The organism is Arthrobacter sp. SAFR-179, assembly GCF_059414945.1.
The window spans coordinates 70,314-86,264 of the sequence record NZ_JBPFDM010000014.1 but is presented as its reverse complement, the minus strand read 5'-3'; the positions used below and the strand labels follow the sequence as shown (position 1 = coordinate 86,264).

The window sequence follows — 15,951 nt, the reverse complement described above, 5'->3', positions numbered from 1 at the left end:
CGCTTTCCCTCAAGCTGGAAAATGGTTGACGGATGGACTGAAGGGTTGATACAACTTCTATAGACACACGAGAAAACGCTTTCTCGTTCTTTTCCATCCGGTACAGCAAAGTGCCGCCGCCGATCACACAGCCGCCGTTCCCACCGCCGGTTTTGAGTTTTTGAAAGGGACCCCATGGTCAACACAGCCGAGACGACGTCGGCCACAGCAGCTTCCCAGGCCAGCACGAATGGCGGGAAGGCACGGATCGCCCTGATCGGCACCGGCGGCCGCTCCGAGATGTACATCCGGGCCATCTTCGGCAAACACGCGGACACCGCCGAGCTCGTGGCGTTCTCAGACGTGAACCCTGGACGCGTTGAGTTTTACCAGAAGCTCATCCAGGAACTCGGTGCGCCGGGACCGGTGGCAGCTTTTGATCCCGCGGACCTCACCGCGTTCATCCAGGCCAACAACATCGACCGGATCATCGTCACCACCCCGGACTACACCCACGCGGACTACATCGTGGAGGGCCTTCGCGCCGGCGCGGATGTCGTCGTCGAAAAGCCCCTCACCATCGATGCCGAAGGCTGCCGCCGCATCACCCGGGCCGTCCAGGAGACCGGCCGGAACGTGGTGGTCACGTTCAACTACCGCTACTCGCCGCGCAACAGCGCGCTCAAGGAAATCATCCAGAGCGGCGTGATCGGCAAGGTCACGTCGGTCGACTTCAGCTGGGTCCTGGACACCGTCCACGGCGCGGACTACTTCCGCCGCTGGCACCGTGAGAAGAAGAACTCCGGGGGCCTGCTCATCCACAAGGCGTCGCACCACTTCGACCTGGTCAACTGGTGGATCGACGATGTCCCGGAGCGGATCTTCGCGTCCGGTGGCCTCAAGTTCTACGGCGACAAGAACGCTGCCGAGCGCGGCCTTGGCCCACGCCCTGAGCGTGGAACGCCCGACGCCGATGCCCCCGCCGGCGCCAAGGACCCCTTCGCGCTTGACCTCAGGGAGGACGAGCGGCTCAAGGCCCTGTTCCTGGACAACGAACACTACGACGGCTACCGCCGCGACCAGGATGTGTTCACCGCCGGCATCACCATAGAGGACAACCTGGCCCTGGTGGTGGAGTACCAGGGCGGCCCGCGCCTGAGCTACTCGCTGAATGCCCACAGCCCGTGGGAAGGCTACCGTGTGGCGGTCAACGGCACCGAAGGCCGCGCCGAGCTTGAGGTGGTGGAACGCGCCGCCGTCCTGCACAGCACGGACAAGAAGACCGTGGTGGACCCGTCCGCAACCCCGGTTGAGGAAGAGGACGCCGTGCGCCGCAACGGCGAGCGCCTGGTGGTCCAGCGCCACTGGGAGGCAGCCTACGAGGTGCCCATTATTAACGGCGAGGGCGGCCACGGCGGCGGTGACGAGCTGCTGCTGTCGGACCTCTTCAACGGACCGGGCGAGGACCCCCTGGGCCGCCCCTCCGGCTACCTGGACGGGCTGCGTTCGGTGTCCGTGGGCATCGCCGGCAACCGCTCCCTGGAAACGTCCCTGCCCGTCCGGGTCGAGGACCTGGACCTCGGCGTCGACCTTCGCCGCGCCAAGTAGAGGAAAAACCATGAGCAGGATATTCGTTACCGGCGGCTCCGGCCGCCTCGGCCGCAGCGTGGTGGCGGGGCTCGCGCAAGCGGGCCACGACGTAGTCTCGGTTGACCGCGACGCCGTTCCCGCCGAACTCCTGCCGGACGGCGTCGTCCAGGAAACCGCGGACCTCCTGGCGCCGGGTGAGGCGCTGCGCCTCCTTCGGCACGCACAGCCCGACGCCGTCATCCACCTTGCGGCGATCGCGGTACCGTTCAGCGCGCCGGAGGACGTCATTGTCAGCACGAACACCCGGCTCGCCTTCGCCGTGATCAGCGCCGCAACGGAGCTGGGGATCGGAAAAATCGTCACCGCCAGCAGCCCCACGGTCCTGGGCTACGGCTGCCCGGCCGGGTGGCTGCCGCCGTCGTTCCCGCTCGATGAGCGCACCCCGCCCAAGCCCTGGAACGCCTACGCGCTGTCCAAGCTCATTGCCGAACAGACCGTGCAGATGTTCGCCGCGGCGCAGGGAGAGAAGATCCGGTACGCGGCGTTCCGTCCCTGCTTCGTCATCTCGCCGGAGGAATGGGAAGGCGCTCCCACCCAGCAGGGACACACCCTTGCCGAACGCCTGGCCGATCCCGCCCTCTCAGCACCGGCGCTCTTCAACTATGTGGACGCCCGGGACGTGGCGGACTTCCTGGACCTGCTGCTGCAGAAAATGGAAGACATTCCCAACGGGGAAACCTTCTTCGTGGGCGCGCCTGATGCACTGGCCACCGCCCCGCTGGCGGAGTTGATGCCGAAATTCCTGCCCGGAAGCGAAGCGCTCAGCGCCGGCCTGACCGGAACCAGTCCCGCGTTCTCGATTGCCAAAGCCCGGGAACTGCTGGGGTGGCAGCCCAAGCGCACGTGGCGGACCGAGCTCAAGTCATATCCAACCCTCAACGACGAGGCCTCCGCGCTGGTTACCGCCGGCGGAGGCAAGGAGACATCATGAAATTCGACGGCGTACTCTTCTTCCCCGTCACCCCGTTTACAGCCGAAGGCGCTGTTGACGTGGAACTGCTCAAGGAACACATCAGCTCCCGGCTGCCCTTTGGGCCCGGCGGCGTCTTCCCCGCATGCGGCACCGGTGAATTCCACGCCCTCAGCATTGAGGAGGTCCGCACCGTGGTGCGTGCCGCCGTCGACGTTGTTGCCGGCCAGGTCCCCGTGGTGGCCGGCGCGGGCGGCCCCCTGGGCCACGCCCTTGCCGCCGCCCGGGCTGCTGAAGAAGCCGGCGCTGACGCGCTCCTGGTGCTGCCGCCATACCTGGTCACCGGCCCCACGGACGGGCTGGTGGCCTACATCGAGGCCGTGGCCAACGCCAGCAGCCTGCCGGTCATCGTGTATCACCGCGGCAATGCCAGGTTCACTGCCGCCTCAATGGCCAAGCTCGCGGCCAACCCCAAGGTCATCGGGTTCAAGGACGGTCTGGGCGACGTGGGCCTCGCCCAGGAAATCGTGTCCGCCGTCAAGGCCACCGGGCGGAAGGACTTTGCCTTCTTCAACGGGCTGCTCACCGCCGAACTGACGCAGGGCGCCTACCGCGGCCTGGGCATCCCGCTCTACTCCTCGGCTGCGTTCGCCATGGCCCCCGAGATCGCCAAGGCCTACTACGACGCCTACGCTGCAGGGGACGAGGACCGCCGCAACGCCCTCCTCGAGGGCTTCTACGCACCCCTGGTACGCCTGCGCGACCAGACCCCCGGCTTCGGCGTTTCCCTGATCAAGGCCGGCCTGAGGCTGGGCGGACTGCCGGTGGGCTCGGTCCGGCCGCCACTGGTCGATCCCACGGAGGAACAGCTCGTGGAGCTCAAAGCCATCCTGGCCAGGGGCTACGAGCTGGCCGGTCACTGATGAGCGCACCCGCGGCCGAAGCCGTCCGCACTGTTCCGCGCATCACCGGCCTGTCAACGCGGCTCCTCACCGTTCCGCTGCGCCGCAGCTGGGGAGTGGAGGCGCCGGAGAACCACGTGATTGCCACGGAGGTCCACACGGACGACGGCGGGACGGGCTTCGGTTTCTCCTGGACGCCCACCATTGGTCCCCAGGCCGTCAAGGCGCTGCTTGACCACGACGTCGCACCTTTCGTCACGGGGCTTGCCGCCACCCCCGAGGCCGTGTGGGATGTGCTCTGGAAACGGCTGCACGAGGCCGGCGGCGGAGGCCTCACCACCATCGCCATGGCAGGGGTGGACCTGGCACTCTGGGACCTGCAGGCCCGCCGCGCCGGCACGTCGGTCACCGGCCTGCTGGGCCAGCGGCAGGAATCGGCAGAGGTGTACGGCTCCGGGGTCAACCTGCACTACACCCTGGACGAGCTGGTGGCGCAGGCCGAACGGTGGGTTGCCGCCGGCCACCAGGCGGTGAAGATCAAGGTGGGAAAGCCGGACATCCGCGAGGACCGCGAACGCGTAGCCGCCGTCCGCTCCGTCCTGGGCCCGGACCGCGGGCTCATGATCGACGCCAACCAGCGGTGGGACCTGCCCACCACCTTCCGGGCCCTGGACGTCCTGGCCGAATTCGGGCTGGAATGGCTGGAGGAACCCATCCGCGCGGACGATCTCTGGGCCTACCGCCGGCTCCGGAAGCATTCGCCCGTGCCCATCGCCCTTGGCGAAAACCTGCACACCATCTACCGATTCCGCGATTTCATTGAGGCGGAGGCGGTGGACATCATCCAGCCCAACATCATCCGGGTGGGCGGGATTACCCCGTTCCGGCGGATTGTTGAACTGGCGAGGACCAACAGCATCAAAGTCATGCCGCACCTGCTGCCGGAACTGTCCGGGCAACTGGCCCTGACCCTGGCCGAACCCACCATGGTGGAGGACGTCGAAGAGGCGTCCTTCGAGCAGCTGGGAATTTTGGCCGGGCCGTCACCGGTGCGGTTCACCAACAGCAGGGTGACCCTGGGGGACCAGCCCGGACTGGGCTTCCGTTTCCGGGACACGCTGCAACCATGAATTTCCATACGACGAACGGGTACCTGACGTGACAACTGCAACGCTTTCCCTGACCGAGCTCACCGCTGCGGCCACAGCAGCGGCCAGGATCTCGGCCGCAGCTTCCGATGCTGAACGCGCCGGCTGGCTGAACGCCGTGGCGGACGCCCTGGACGCCAACGCTGCCGAACTGGTGGAGATCGCCGATGCCGAGACCAGCCTGGGCGCCGCGCGCCTTACCGGTGAAGTTGCCCGCACCACCGGCCAGCTGCGCCTGTTCGCCCGCGTGATCACCGAGGGCTCCTACCTTGAGGCCATCATTGACCACGCCGATCCAGCTGCCACCCCGCCCAGGCCGGACCTCCGCAGGATCCTCAAGCCCATCGGCCCCGTTGCCGTCTTCTCCGCGTCCAACTTCCCGTTCGCCTTCTCGGTGGCAGGCGGTGACACGGCCTCGGCCCTCGCCGTCGGCTGTTCAGTGATCGTCAAGGCACACTCGGGCCACCTTCGGCTTTCGGAGCGGACGGCGGAGATCGTGGCGGAGGCGCTCCGCGGCGCCGGTGCACCGGAAGGGCTGTTCGCCCTGGTCCACGGCCGCGAAGTGGGAACGGCCTTGGTCCAGGACCCCGCCGTCAAGGCCGTGGGCTTCACCGGGTCCATCCCCGGCGGCCGGGCCCTGTTCGACCTCGCCACCTCCCGCCCCGACCCCATCCCCTTCTACGGGGAACTGGGCAGCCTGAATCCTGTGGTCATCACCGCTGCGGCGCTGCAGGCGCGTTCCACTGAACTCGCCGCCGGACTGGCTGGCTCCTTCACCCTTGGTGCGGGCCAGTTCTGCACCAAGCCGGGCCTGGTGTTCATCCCTGCCGGAACTCAGTTTGCGGCGGAAGTGGCAGAGGCGAGCAAGGACAAGCCGGCCCTGGGCATGCTGACCACCCGGATCGCGGAAGCCTACCCGGACGGCCTGCGCGCCTTTGCGTCGGTGGACGGTGTGGACGTGGTCAGCGGCACCGTGGACCAGGACGCGGCGGCGGATGGCGCGGCGCCGGTGGTGTTCTCCACCACCGCCGCCAAGGTGCTGGAACGCCCGGAGCAGCTGCTGGAGGAATGCTTTGGCCCCACCACCATCCTGATCGAATACACGGACCAGGACGAACTGTCCGCTGTCCTGGCCAAGGTCCCGGGCAGCCTGACTGCCACCCTGCACGCGCAGCCCGGGGAGGACATCGCAGGCCTGGCGGAGCAGCTGTCCGGACTCGCAGGACGCGTCCTCTTTGAAGGCTGGCCCACGGGCGTCGCCGTCAACTGGGCCCAGCAGCACGGCGGCCCGTACCCGGCCACCACCTCGCTCTTCACTTCGGTGGGCGCGACGGCGGTCCGCCGGTTCCAGCGCCCCGTGGCCTACCAGGACGCCCCCGAGGCAGTGCTGCACCTGGCCCTGCGCGAGGACAACCCCCTGGGCATCCCGCGCCGCGTGGACGGTGAACTGCAGCTTCCGTAGCAACGCCCGCTCAGATGATGTGCATTTAATCGAAACGCCCGCTCAGTTGTGGCTGCTAATGCGGCCATAACTGAGCGGGCGTTTCGCGTTTTGCTGCAGTATCTGAGCGGGCGTCTCTTTAGAGCTGCAGGGTCACCGGCCGGTCCAGCCCGTTCACGGTAACCACCGGCCAGCGCGGGTCCACGGTGAGGACGCGAAGTCCGGAGTCCGTAAGCTGCACGGTGTCTTCGATCTTCACGCCGGGGCCCGAGGGGTTCCAGGTGAACGCCTGGTCCAGCACCACCGTGTCGGTCACCTCGGACGTCACCCGGGGATCCCGGCCCGCGTAACCGGCGGGACCGCCTTGGTGGTGCTGTTCCCACTGGTCAGCCCCGAAACCGTGCCGCGCATAGGCTGCCTGGATCTCGGCGAAGATCCGGTCCAGCCGGGCACCGGGAACTGTTGCATCAAAGATGTCTGCCTCCACTGCTGCGATGCGGGCCTCGGCGTCGCGCTCTTCGGGGGTGCCGGCGTCGAACCGTACCCACCGGGTGATGTTGGCAACCAGGCCGTCCCGGCGGGCACACACGACGGCCATGGCGCGGCGGCCGAGCGGGGAATGCGTGGCCAGGGGGTGCCGGAAAGTGCTGCGGGAACTGCCGTTGCACAGGAGCACCAGCGGTTCGGCACCGGCGGCCACCACCCGGGCGGCCAGCGCCGAAACCAGCTCGAACTCCGTGGTGTCCGGGCGGGCGGCTGACAGGACACCGGTCATGATCCCGGCCAGTTCCGCGCTAAGCATGGAATAGCGGGCACTTTCGGCCGGGAGGAGCTGCTGGCGGGCGGCGCGCAGCTGCGCCGTGACGTCCGCTTCCGCCAGCGGCGGCCGGGTGCCGTTGCCGACGGCGGCAGCGGCCTGATGCAGGTTCCCGTACCAGGGCACGGTGTGCAGGTTGACTCCGGCCGGCAGTTCCTCGGCGGCGATCCTGCCGGCCTCATTGTTGAACGTGACCAGGTGGTCGCCGTCGCGGTCCACCAGCAGGGCGGCGATGGGATCGCCCGCCAGGCTGATGTGGACCCGGCTGCCGTCCAGGTACCAGGTCAGGGCGGTGTTCGTGGTGAGCAGCAGGGAGTCCTGCCCGGCCCCGTCCAGGATGTCCAGGACACGCCGGCGCTTGATGGCCCGGTCCGTCCTTGATCCCGGCGCCAGGCGCGCTTCCCGACGGGAAACGGCTGAGGTTGTTGTTTGGGTCATGACGGGTCCCCCTGCTGGTTGATCAGATCTTCGATGTCGGGTGTGGACAGGATTCCGTCGGCCACAAAAACGGTGATGCGCCGCCGCACCGGGCTGCCCGGCCCCGCAATGACGGGGCTGTCCCACGCCAGCGACTGGCCCACGCCAGGGTAGCCGTCCACGCGGACAAACCAGGGGTCAGCAGAGTCTTCCGGGGCAACGAACACCAAGGTGGCGGGCCCGCCGTCGAACTGTCCTGACCAGGCGAGCCAGCGCGTGGTGCTGCCATGGATCTGTGACTCGCCGGTGCCGGCGGGCGTCCAGACTGCCGCGTCCGCGCACTGCGGCAGGCGCCAGAAGAAGCCGCCGTAGCCGCCCTCGAAGCGGCCGTTCGATCCCGGGCTGCCCAGGCTGACGGGCCTGTCACCCGAAGGGGACAGCGCGAACTCGAGGGACAGCCGCCAGATGGAGGGCGCGGCGCCGGTCCACGCCCAGGTGCGTTCCTCCACAAGGATGGGGGCGCCGTCCGGCCCGTTCCAGCTGAGGGTCTCCTGGAGCCGGCCCTCCCGGCCGTCCACGGCGTCATTCTGTTCGGCCGTGGTGCCGGTGCTGTCGATGCTGCCGTGGTCCGGGCGCCAGACGTACTGACCGGCCTCGCGGGTATACGTGCGCCCGCCCCAGAAATTCACTCCATCCACGTCCTGCAGCGCCACCCCGACGCCCAAGTGCCACACGTGGTCCAACGGCTGGTGGTCCGTCACCACGGTTCCAGCCAGGGTCCGGACCGGGTGCAGGTAAGGGCGGGGGGAGGAGACCGCGCGGATCTGGCTGCCGTCCCGGTAATTAGCCACCGGGTGGCCGTCCAGGGTCAGCGTGTGGGTTGGCGGCAGGGTGCGGGCCCAGGGGGCTCCGAGCTCGGCGAAGGTTGCCTGCGCCTTGACGGCGCGGGCCATCAGGTCGGTGATTCCCTGGACCACGGGATGCGCGTCGTCGCCTCCGCCCTCCCACGAGATGTATTGTCCGTCGATCGGGGCCGGCGCGGGGGAGGTCCGGATCGCTTCCAGCACGGCGGTGAACGCGCCGGTGTCCTCGAGTGCGCAGAGCAGGGGAGCCCCGGTGACCCGGGCCTCGAGCAGGTTCTCCAGCAGGTCCGTGCGCGCGTAGGTCTCCCGGCGCTCGCCGGACGGGGTGGTGATCACCACCTCGTCCCGCGTGTAGGAGAGCGTGAGGTCGCCCAGGGTCCCGTGCACGGTGACGGTGGGGTCCAGCTGTTCGGGGGCGCAGAGCGTGAGGGCGCACAGCAGCGTGGTTCCCTGGGCGGTGCGGACCCGGAGCACCGAGGTGTCATCGCTTTCGGTCTGGTTGGCCCGGTACAGGTCCGTTTCCACGGAGGCGACGTCGGCGAGGGTCCGTGCGCCGGCCAGGGAGAGGCCCGTGGCAACGGCGTGGGCCAGGGCGTTGGTGGCAACGCCATCCACCACATCCACGCCGTCCAGGCTGCGCTTTCCTGCCCAGCGTGAGCGCTTGAAGTATGCCTGGGTCCTGAGCCACTGGCCGGTGGCGCTGATGCCCAGGACGGTGCCGATCTCCCCGGCGGCCACCGTGTCCCTGATGGCGGGCAGGGCATGGGACCCAAGGCTCTGGAAGCCCACCTGGACCAGGCGGCCTTTGTCCCGGGCCGCGGCGAGCACCTGCTCGAACTGGGCCAGGGACGCCACGGGCGGCTTTTCCACGTAGACGTCCATCCCGGCGGACAGGGCGGCGATGGCCAGCGGGGCATGCGTCTGGATAGGGGTGGCAATGATGACGACGTCGACGCCCGGCTGTGCGGCCAGCAGTCCGTCCAGGTCGGGGAAGACGGCCACCGAGGCGACCAGGCTGCCGGGCTGCGGCGGGTTGGGATCGGCGACGGCCACCAGTTCCAGGGCGCCCGCCTGTTCAAGCCGGGCCAGGTTGGCAAGATGCCGCTCGCCGAAGCCGTGCACGCCCACCAGGGCCACCCGCGGGACGGCCGTCGGTGCTGTCTGCTGGTGCGTGGATTCCGCCGAATGCTGTGTGGTCACGTGGGTCCTTGGGAGCAGTTGTAAGACTTGGGAGCAGGGGTAGAACGGGTCAGAATGCCAGCGTCTTGGCCAGGAAATCAAGGGCTTCGTCCTGCATGGCCGCCGTGAAGACGTGCCCGCCGGGCCGGAAGCTGCCCGTGTACCGGCCGCTGCCGCCTTGCAGGGATTCCAGGATCCGGTGCGCCTGGCGCATCCCGTCCTCCGGAAAGAGTTCGTCGGCCAGGGCGTACTGCACCAGGAACCGGGCGTCTGCTGAGCGGGCTGTGAGTTCCGGCCAGTCGCCCAGTTTCCACAGCCCGGGGGTCTGCAGCAGCCACGAATGGGCGTCCAGGTAGGCAGGGAAAAGGGAATCGAACGTGGTCATCATGCAGGTCACCACCGCTGCCCGGATACGCGGACTGAGGACCGAGAGGGCGAGTGAGCGGCCGCCGCCGCCGGAGAAGCCGATGCAGCCCAGCCTGTCCTGGTCCACGTCCGGCATTGCGGCCAGGACATCGAGCGCTGCAAGGTCGTCATACGCCACCATGCCGGCAAGGCTGGTGCCCAGGAGGCCGGCGGCTTTGGCAACAGTGTCCTCGTGGAAGCCCGCTGCGGCGTTGTACTGGTCGGCATCGGAGGGTACGACGCCGTCCTCCCGCCACTGCGCCTGCCTCGCCGCTGTCGCCGAGGCTGTCCGCCATGGGGGAGTTGAAAGGTCGAATTTGCGGCTTCCCCAGCCGAACGTGTCATGGGCCAGGACCGCGAAGCCGCGCCGTGCGATGTCGGTGGCCAGGGCGCGGCCATCGTAGTGGCCGGCGCGGGCGGCCGATGCCGACGGGTGGGTGTCCGGTAATTCCACCAGCCGGTCGGCCCCGCCGAATTTGTTTCCGCCATGGCAGTGCAGGGCCAGGATCCCAGGGAGGGGCCCTGGTCTTCCGGCCGGGCGGACCAGCCAGCCCGTTGTCCGCGGCCCGAACCCCAACTGCCAGCTGAGCTGGGAGGTGGTGGCGCCGTCGTACGTCTCCTCCCAATGCACCGTCACTGCGGGGAGTGCCCCTGCGCCCGGGACACCCAAGGCGTCCGAGAACTCCTGCGCCGGCTGCGTGGACGCCTCGTGGCGTGGATGCTCACGGACGTAGGCAGGCCAGTCCTCATAGCCGGCGATGGCGCTGGGCCGAACCGCCAGGACATTTGCTGCTCTGGTCCTTGCTGCGGGGGTCACTGTGCCTGCCTCCTTCCGTTGGTGATGCTGGAGCAAACAGTGCGGATGGTCTGGTCAGCCGAGGTTTTGGTTGACCTCGGAGATCAGGCCCTTGGCTGCGTCCTGCGGGGAAATCTTTCCGAAGAGTACATCCGTGTTGTAACGGTTCAATACTTCCATGGTGGCCGAAGATCCTGCCGGGAACGGCTTGGGGGCCTGGACCTTCAGGGCAGCGATGCGGTCCAGGTATGCCGCTTCCTTCTGCTGGGTTTCCTTCAGCAGGGGAGTGATCCCCGCCTTCAGTTCGGTGTTGGCGGGCATGCCCCGGTCACTCTTGATCTTGGCGGCCGCGTCCATGTTGTTGACCAGGTAATTGATGAACAGGGCCGCTTCCTTGGGCTGGGAGGACTTGGACGAGATGGCGTACTCCATGGAGGAGCGCAGCCAGGCGCCGGCCTGCTTGCTTTCGCCGGGCAGCTTGGCCATGACCAGGGGTGCGCCGGAGTAGGACGTCATCTGGTTGCTCCAGGAGATCTTCATGCCCTGCTTTCCCTGTCCCATCAGGGTCATTTCCGGCTGCGCGGAGCCGTCCTCCACGGTCTGTGATGCGGAAGGGGCGCCGCCGGTATCCATCAGCTTCTTGTTCAGCTCGAACCACCGTGCCAGTGTGTCCTCGCTGATGCCCATCTTCTTTCCGTCATCCGTGTAGAGGGCCTCGCCGTTCTGGCGTGCCCATACGGCAAGGAAGGAGTCGTTGGACATGGGCGTGGTGCCGAAGGTTCCGGCCGGGGATTTTTGGGTGATCTCGGCCGCGATCCTGGCGTAGTCGTCCCAGGTCCAGGTCTCGTCATCCGGCATCGCCACACCCGCAGCCTGGAACACCTTGGGGTCCAGGACCATGGACATGGAGTTGACGCCTGCCGTGATGGTGTACTGCTTGCCGTTGATCTTGCCCAGGTCCACGGTTCCCTCCGCGAACTTCGAGGTGTCGATCTGGTCTTTGACCTTGTCCAGGTCCAGCAGTACTCCGCGGCTGGCGTACTCGCTGGGGTAGGCGCCGCTCATGGCTATGACGTCCGGCGTGGTTCCGCCGGCAATCTGGGTGGCCATCTTGTCCCAGTAGGAGCTGTATTCGGTGTTTTCGCCCTGGACCCTGATGGTGGGGTTGGCGGCTTCGAAGGCTTTGATAACCTCCATGGTGGTTTTCGCCCTTGAATCATTGCCCCACCAGGCGAAGCGGATGGTGACAGGGTCTTCAGCCGTTCCCACCTTTGCGGCCTGCTGGCTGCTGCCGCAACCGGTCAGTGCCAAGGTGAGTGCGGCAACAACGCCGGTAACGCCCATGACGGATTTCTTGAGACCAAACTTCATTGGTTGTGCCCCTCGGCTTGTTGGTTGGGGGTGGCGTGATGCCGGTAACAGAAAGCGTTTTCTCAAAAACTAACAAAGGGCTATACAGGAGTCAAGAAAGCGTTTACTTTGGTACGGAGCCGCAATTTCAAACGGCACTTCCGGCCCCGGATCCTGCACCCCCGCAAGGCGGCAGCAGAACTTGTGCGGGAAGCGCCCGATCCCCCATCGCCTGGCGATGACCGCAACGTGGAGGCCACGATGACCAAAGGAGACCACATGGCCGCAAAACACCTCTCCAGGACGCTGCGTCCGGCCCCGGCGCCGGCCGCAGTGCCCCTGGCCCCCCGGACGGAGCAGCTCCTGTGAGCGCCATCAGCGAACTCAGCTCCATTACCCGGAAGAAGGGCAAGGCCACCCCGGAGGAGAAGAAAGCGAACAGGCGGGACAACAAGGCTGCCTACATCTTCCTGCTGCCGTGGCTGGTGGGCCTGGTGGCCATCACCATCGGACCAATGCTGATGTCCCTTTACCTTTCCTTCACGGACTACAACCTGCTCCAGCCCCCGGAATGGACCGGGCTGGACAACTTCACCCGGATGCTCAGTGACGCCCGGCTGCACAACTCGCTGCGGGTCACGTTCACCTATGTCTTTGTCGGTGTGCCGCTGCAGCTCGCCGTGGCGCTGCTCATTGCGCTCGTCCTGGACAAGGGCCTTCGCGGCCTGCCGTTCTACCGCTCGGTGTTCTACCTGCCGTCCCTCCTGGGCGGCTCGGTTGCCGTTGCCATCCTCTGGAAGCAGATCTTCGGCACCACCGGCCTGGTGAATCAGGTCCTGGCCATGTTCGGCATCCAGGGGCCGGGGTGGATCTCAGACCCCGGCACCGCATTGGGATCGATCATCCTGCTGCACGTCTGGACCTTCGGCGCCCCGATGATCATCTTCCTGGCAGGCCTGCGGCAAATCCCCACCATGTACTACGAGGCTGCAAAAGTGGACGGCGCCACCACCCTTCAGCAGTTCTGGCGGATCACCATGCCGATGCTGAGCCCGATCATCTTCTTCAACCTGGTGCTGCAGATCATCGGTTCCTTCCAGTCGTTCACCCAGGCGTTCATCGTCTCGGGCGGCAACGGCGGGCCTTCAGACTCCACGATGTTCTTCACGCTGTACCTCTACCAAAAGGGCTTCGGCCAGTTCGACATGGGCTACGCATCAGCCATGGCGTGGGTGCTGCTGCTCATCATCGGCGTGTTCACCGCCATCAACTTCATCGCTTCTAAGTATTGGGTTTTCTATGACGACTAAGCTTGAGACGCTGCCCACCCCGGAGAAGAAGTCCGAGGGCGCCGGCAAGCCTACCGACCGCAAGCGCAGGGTCCGCGAGTCCCGTGGAACGCTGGCCTTCAGCCGGGCCCAGCGCGGTAAATCGCTCATGAAGCATGGCATCCTGATCCTGGCCGGCGGGTTGATGATCTACCCGCTCCTGTGGATGGTGGTGTCCTCCCTGCGTCCCAACGAGCTGATCTTCCGTGAGCCGGGCCTCTGGCTCAACAGCCTGGAAATGAGCAATTACACCTCCGGCTGGTCAGCGCTGACGCACCCCTTTGGCCACTACATGCTGAACTCGGCCATCGTGGTGATCGGTTCCATCCTGGGGAACCTGGTTTCCTGCTCCATGGCGGCCTACGCCTTCGCCCGGCTGCAGTTCACCGGCAAGAAGCTGTTCTTCGGCATCATGCTGCTGACCATCATGCTGCCGTTCCATGTGGTCATCGTTCCGCAGTACATCCTGTTCTCGCAGATCGGCTGGGTGAATACCTTCTGGCCGCTGCTGGTGCCCAAACTGCTGGCCACGGACGCGTTCTTCGTGTTCCTCATGGTGCAGTTCATCCGCGGCATTCCGCGCGAACTTGATGAAGCGGCGCGCATCGACGGCGCCGGCCATCCGCGGATCTTCCTGCGGGTCATCCTGCCGCTGATGGTGCCGGCCCTGGCCACCACCACCATCTTCACGTTCATCTGGACCTGGAACGACTTCTTCGGCGCCCTGATCTACCTCACGGATCCGGACATGTTCACCGTTCCGGTGGCACTGCGGGCCTTCGTGGACTCACAGTCGGCTACCAGCTGGGGTTCGCTGTTCGCCATGTCCATCGTGTCCCTGCTGCCGGTGTTCCTGGTGTTCCTCTTCGGCCAGCGGTTCCTCATCAAGGGCATCGCCACCACCGGCATCAAATAAGCGGCGGCATGCCCTAACCGGGCGCAAACCCCCAATGATGAACGGCCCGTCCCCGTGGCGGGCCGTTCGTCGTGGTGGCCCCAAACAACCGCTCAATTTTCATGGCAGCACCATCTTGTAATACAAGTAAGTCACTTGTAGTCTTAGTATCAGAAAGCGCTTTCACAGCTTTCGGCCAGACTTCTGCTGGCGTCAGCCGCCCTCCCCACAACAACCCGCACCTGGATCAACGAAGATCGGAGTACACAGTGCCGCTTTTTCCCCGTCCTGCGTCTGCTGCCAAGCAGTCTGCAGGGGCACCCGCATCAGGCACCAGCCGCCCGCCCCGCATTGGCCGAACCCGTAAAGCCGGCGCTGTTGCCGCCGCAGTCGCCGCCGTCATGGCGCTTAGCGCCTGTGGCGGGGGAGCAGCCCCGCAGAACGCCGACGGGACTGTGGAGCTTCGTTTCTCCTGGTGGGGCGGCGACAAGCGCGCCCAGCTGACCCAGGAGGCCATCAAGCAGTTCGAAGCCGAAAACCCCAAGATCAAGGTCAAGCCCGAGTTCGGCGACTGGAGCGGTTACTGGGACAAGCTGGCCACCCAGGTGGCGGCCAATGATGCCCCGGACATCATCCAGATGGACGAGAAGTACATCACGGAGTACTCCAGCCGCGGTGCCCTTCTGGACCTGTCCAAGTACGAGATCGACACCTCCAAGCTGGACGAAGCGGCGCTGAACGCCGGCAAGGGCGAGAAGGGGCTGACCGGGATCGCCGCAGGCATCAACGCCGCCACCATCCTGGCCAACCCCGCCGTTTTCCAGGCTGCCGGAGTGCCGCTCCCGGACGACTCCAAGTGGACATGGGACGACTTTGGCCGGATCGCCGCAGAGATCACCGCCAAGTCGCCCAAGGGAACCTATGGCGCGGCAGCCTACGGAACCGATGAGGCTTCCCTGGGGGTTTGGCTCCGGCAGAACGGCAAATCGCTGTACACCTCCGATGGCAAGCTGGGCTTCGAGCCGGGCGATATCGCCGAGTGGTGGGCCTTCCTGAAGCAGCTGAGCCAGAAGAAGGCGGTTCCGTCCGCGTCCGAGGTAGTGGAAGCCGAGGCTGCACCGCTTGACCAGAGCGGCTTGGCCACCGGCAAGAACGGCATGGCCTTCTGGTGGTCCAACCAGGCTCCGGCACTCGAAAAGGCAAGCGGGGACCTGAAGATCCTGCGGTTCCCCACCAAGACCGGCTCTGCCGATGATGCAGGCCTTTGGTACAAGGCCTCACAGTTCTGGTCCGCCTCCTCGCGCACCAAGCACCCGCAGGAAACGGCCAAGTTCATCAATTTCCTGACCAACAACGTCAAAGCAGGAGAGGCCCTCCTCGCCGACCGCGGTGTGTACCCCAACTCCGAGGTGCGGGCCGCGATCCAGCCGAAGCTGACCCCGGCCGACGTCAAGGTGGTCACCTTCATTGACCAGATCAAGGATGAGCTCGGCGAGGCGCCGGCGCCGCCGCCGAAGGGTGCAGGAGCCATCCAGGAAATCATCAAGCGGTACACCTCGGAAGTCCTGTTCGAACGGCTGTCTCCAGAGGACGCAGGCAAGAAAGCGACCGATGAGATGAAGTCCGCCATCAGCAAATAGTCTTCACCCCGCCAACACGGCTCCGGGCGGTCTGTATGGTGCCTCCTCATCACAGACGTCCGACGGCGGGTGGCAGCTCTGCCCCGGAAGGAACCACTGGTTCCTTCCGGGGCAGAGCTGTTTAAGGGGGGCCCTCCGAAACGGGGCACTTTGACACGGACTCGCCGCCCGCCGTCGTGATTTGTGCAGAAGGCGTGCCCAAAGTGCCCCGGGACGGATGGGGAAGGCGGC

Annotated in this window: 12 protein-coding genes; 8 read left to right on the top strand and 4 right to left on the bottom strand. The window is 66.4% G+C overall.

Translation table 11 applies throughout. The annotated features are described in order from the left end of the window. Window positions 1–174: 174 nt before the first annotated feature. From ACR65K_RS18755 to ACR65K_RS18735, 5 genes are read left to right on the top strand one after another with little or no spacing between them, the layout of a single operon-like run. Entirely contained in the window at window positions 175–1,587 is a 1,413-nt protein-coding gene (locus ACR65K_RS18755; protein WP_440154492.1) for a Gfo/Idh/MocA family protein, read from the top strand. 10 nt (window positions 1,588–1,597) lie between these two features. After that, window positions 1,598–2,560, top strand: a complete 963-nt coding sequence (locus ACR65K_RS18750) for an NAD-dependent epimerase/dehydratase family protein (protein WP_440154491.1) — start codon at window positions 1,598–1,600, stop codon at window positions 2,558–2,560. Beyond that, entirely contained in the window at window positions 2,557–3,462 is a 906-nt protein-coding gene (locus ACR65K_RS18745) for a 5-dehydro-4-deoxyglucarate dehydratase (RefSeq protein WP_440154490.1), read from the top strand. Before ACR65K_RS18750 ends, ACR65K_RS18745 begins: the two co-directional genes overlap by 4 nt. Continuing rightward, window positions 3,462–4,571: a mandelate racemase/muconate lactonizing enzyme family protein gene (locus ACR65K_RS18740; RefSeq protein ID WP_440154489.1), complete on the top strand. Its 1,110-nt coding sequence runs from the start codon at window positions 3,462–3,464 to the stop codon at window positions 4,569–4,571. Before ACR65K_RS18745 ends, ACR65K_RS18740 begins: the two co-directional genes overlap by 1 nt. 28 nt (window positions 4,572–4,599) lie before the next feature. After that, window positions 4,600–6,051 carry an aldehyde dehydrogenase (NADP(+)) gene (locus ACR65K_RS18735; RefSeq protein WP_440154488.1) on the top strand — a complete coding sequence of 484 codons (1,452 nt, stop codon included), beginning with the start codon at window positions 4,600–4,602 and terminating at the stop codon, window positions 6,049–6,051. Window positions 6,052–6,169: 118 nt separating this feature from the next. On the opposite strand, the gene ACR65K_RS18730 is transcribed toward ACR65K_RS18735, so the two are convergent. Genes ACR65K_RS18730 through ACR65K_RS18715 form a run of 4 tightly spaced genes read right to left on the bottom strand, consistent with a single transcriptional unit; the run spans window position 6,170 to window position 11,878 of the window. Then, a complete protein-coding gene (locus ACR65K_RS18730) occupies window positions 6,170–7,285 on the bottom strand; it encodes a M24 family metallopeptidase (RefSeq protein WP_440154487.1) in 1,116 nt (371 codons plus the stop codon). Beyond that, complete coding sequence (locus ACR65K_RS18725; protein WP_440154486.1) at window positions 7,282–9,327, bottom strand: DUF6807 family protein; 2,046 nt, start codon at window positions 9,325–9,327, stop codon at window positions 7,282–7,284. The genes ACR65K_RS18730 and ACR65K_RS18725 overlap by 4 nt, the downstream gene beginning before the upstream one ends. 49 nt (window positions 9,328–9,376) lie before the next feature. Further along, window positions 9,377–10,528 carry an acetylxylan esterase gene (locus ACR65K_RS18720; protein ID WP_440154485.1) on the bottom strand — a complete coding sequence of 384 codons (1,152 nt, stop codon included), beginning with the start codon at window positions 10,526–10,528 and terminating at the stop codon, window positions 9,377–9,379. 54 nt (window positions 10,529–10,582) lie between these two features. After that, entirely contained in the window at window positions 10,583–11,878 is a 1,296-nt protein-coding gene (locus ACR65K_RS18715; RefSeq protein ID WP_440154484.1) for an ABC transporter substrate-binding protein, read from the bottom strand. A gap of 344 nt (window positions 11,879–12,222) precedes the next feature. Here ACR65K_RS18715 and ACR65K_RS18710 point away from each other — a divergent pair, with 344 nt between their 5' ends. The 3 genes from ACR65K_RS18710 (at window position 12,223) to ACR65K_RS18700 (ending at window position 15,720) form a co-directional block, all read left to right on the top strand. Next, window positions 12,223–13,167 carry a carbohydrate ABC transporter permease gene (locus ACR65K_RS18710; protein ID WP_056328680.1) on the top strand — a complete coding sequence of 315 codons (945 nt, stop codon included), beginning with the start codon at window positions 12,223–12,225 and terminating at the stop codon, window positions 13,165–13,167. Then, window positions 13,157–14,101, top strand: a complete 945-nt coding sequence (locus ACR65K_RS18705; protein WP_056328683.1) for a carbohydrate ABC transporter permease — start codon at window positions 13,157–13,159, stop codon at window positions 14,099–14,101. Before ACR65K_RS18710 ends, ACR65K_RS18705 begins: the two co-directional genes overlap by 11 nt. A 248-nt stretch (window positions 14,102–14,349) precedes the next feature. Then, entirely contained in the window at window positions 14,350–15,720 is a 1,371-nt protein-coding gene (locus tag ACR65K_RS18700) for an ABC transporter substrate-binding protein (protein ID WP_440154483.1), read from the top strand. The last annotated feature ends 231 nt before the right edge of the window (window positions 15,721–15,951 follow it).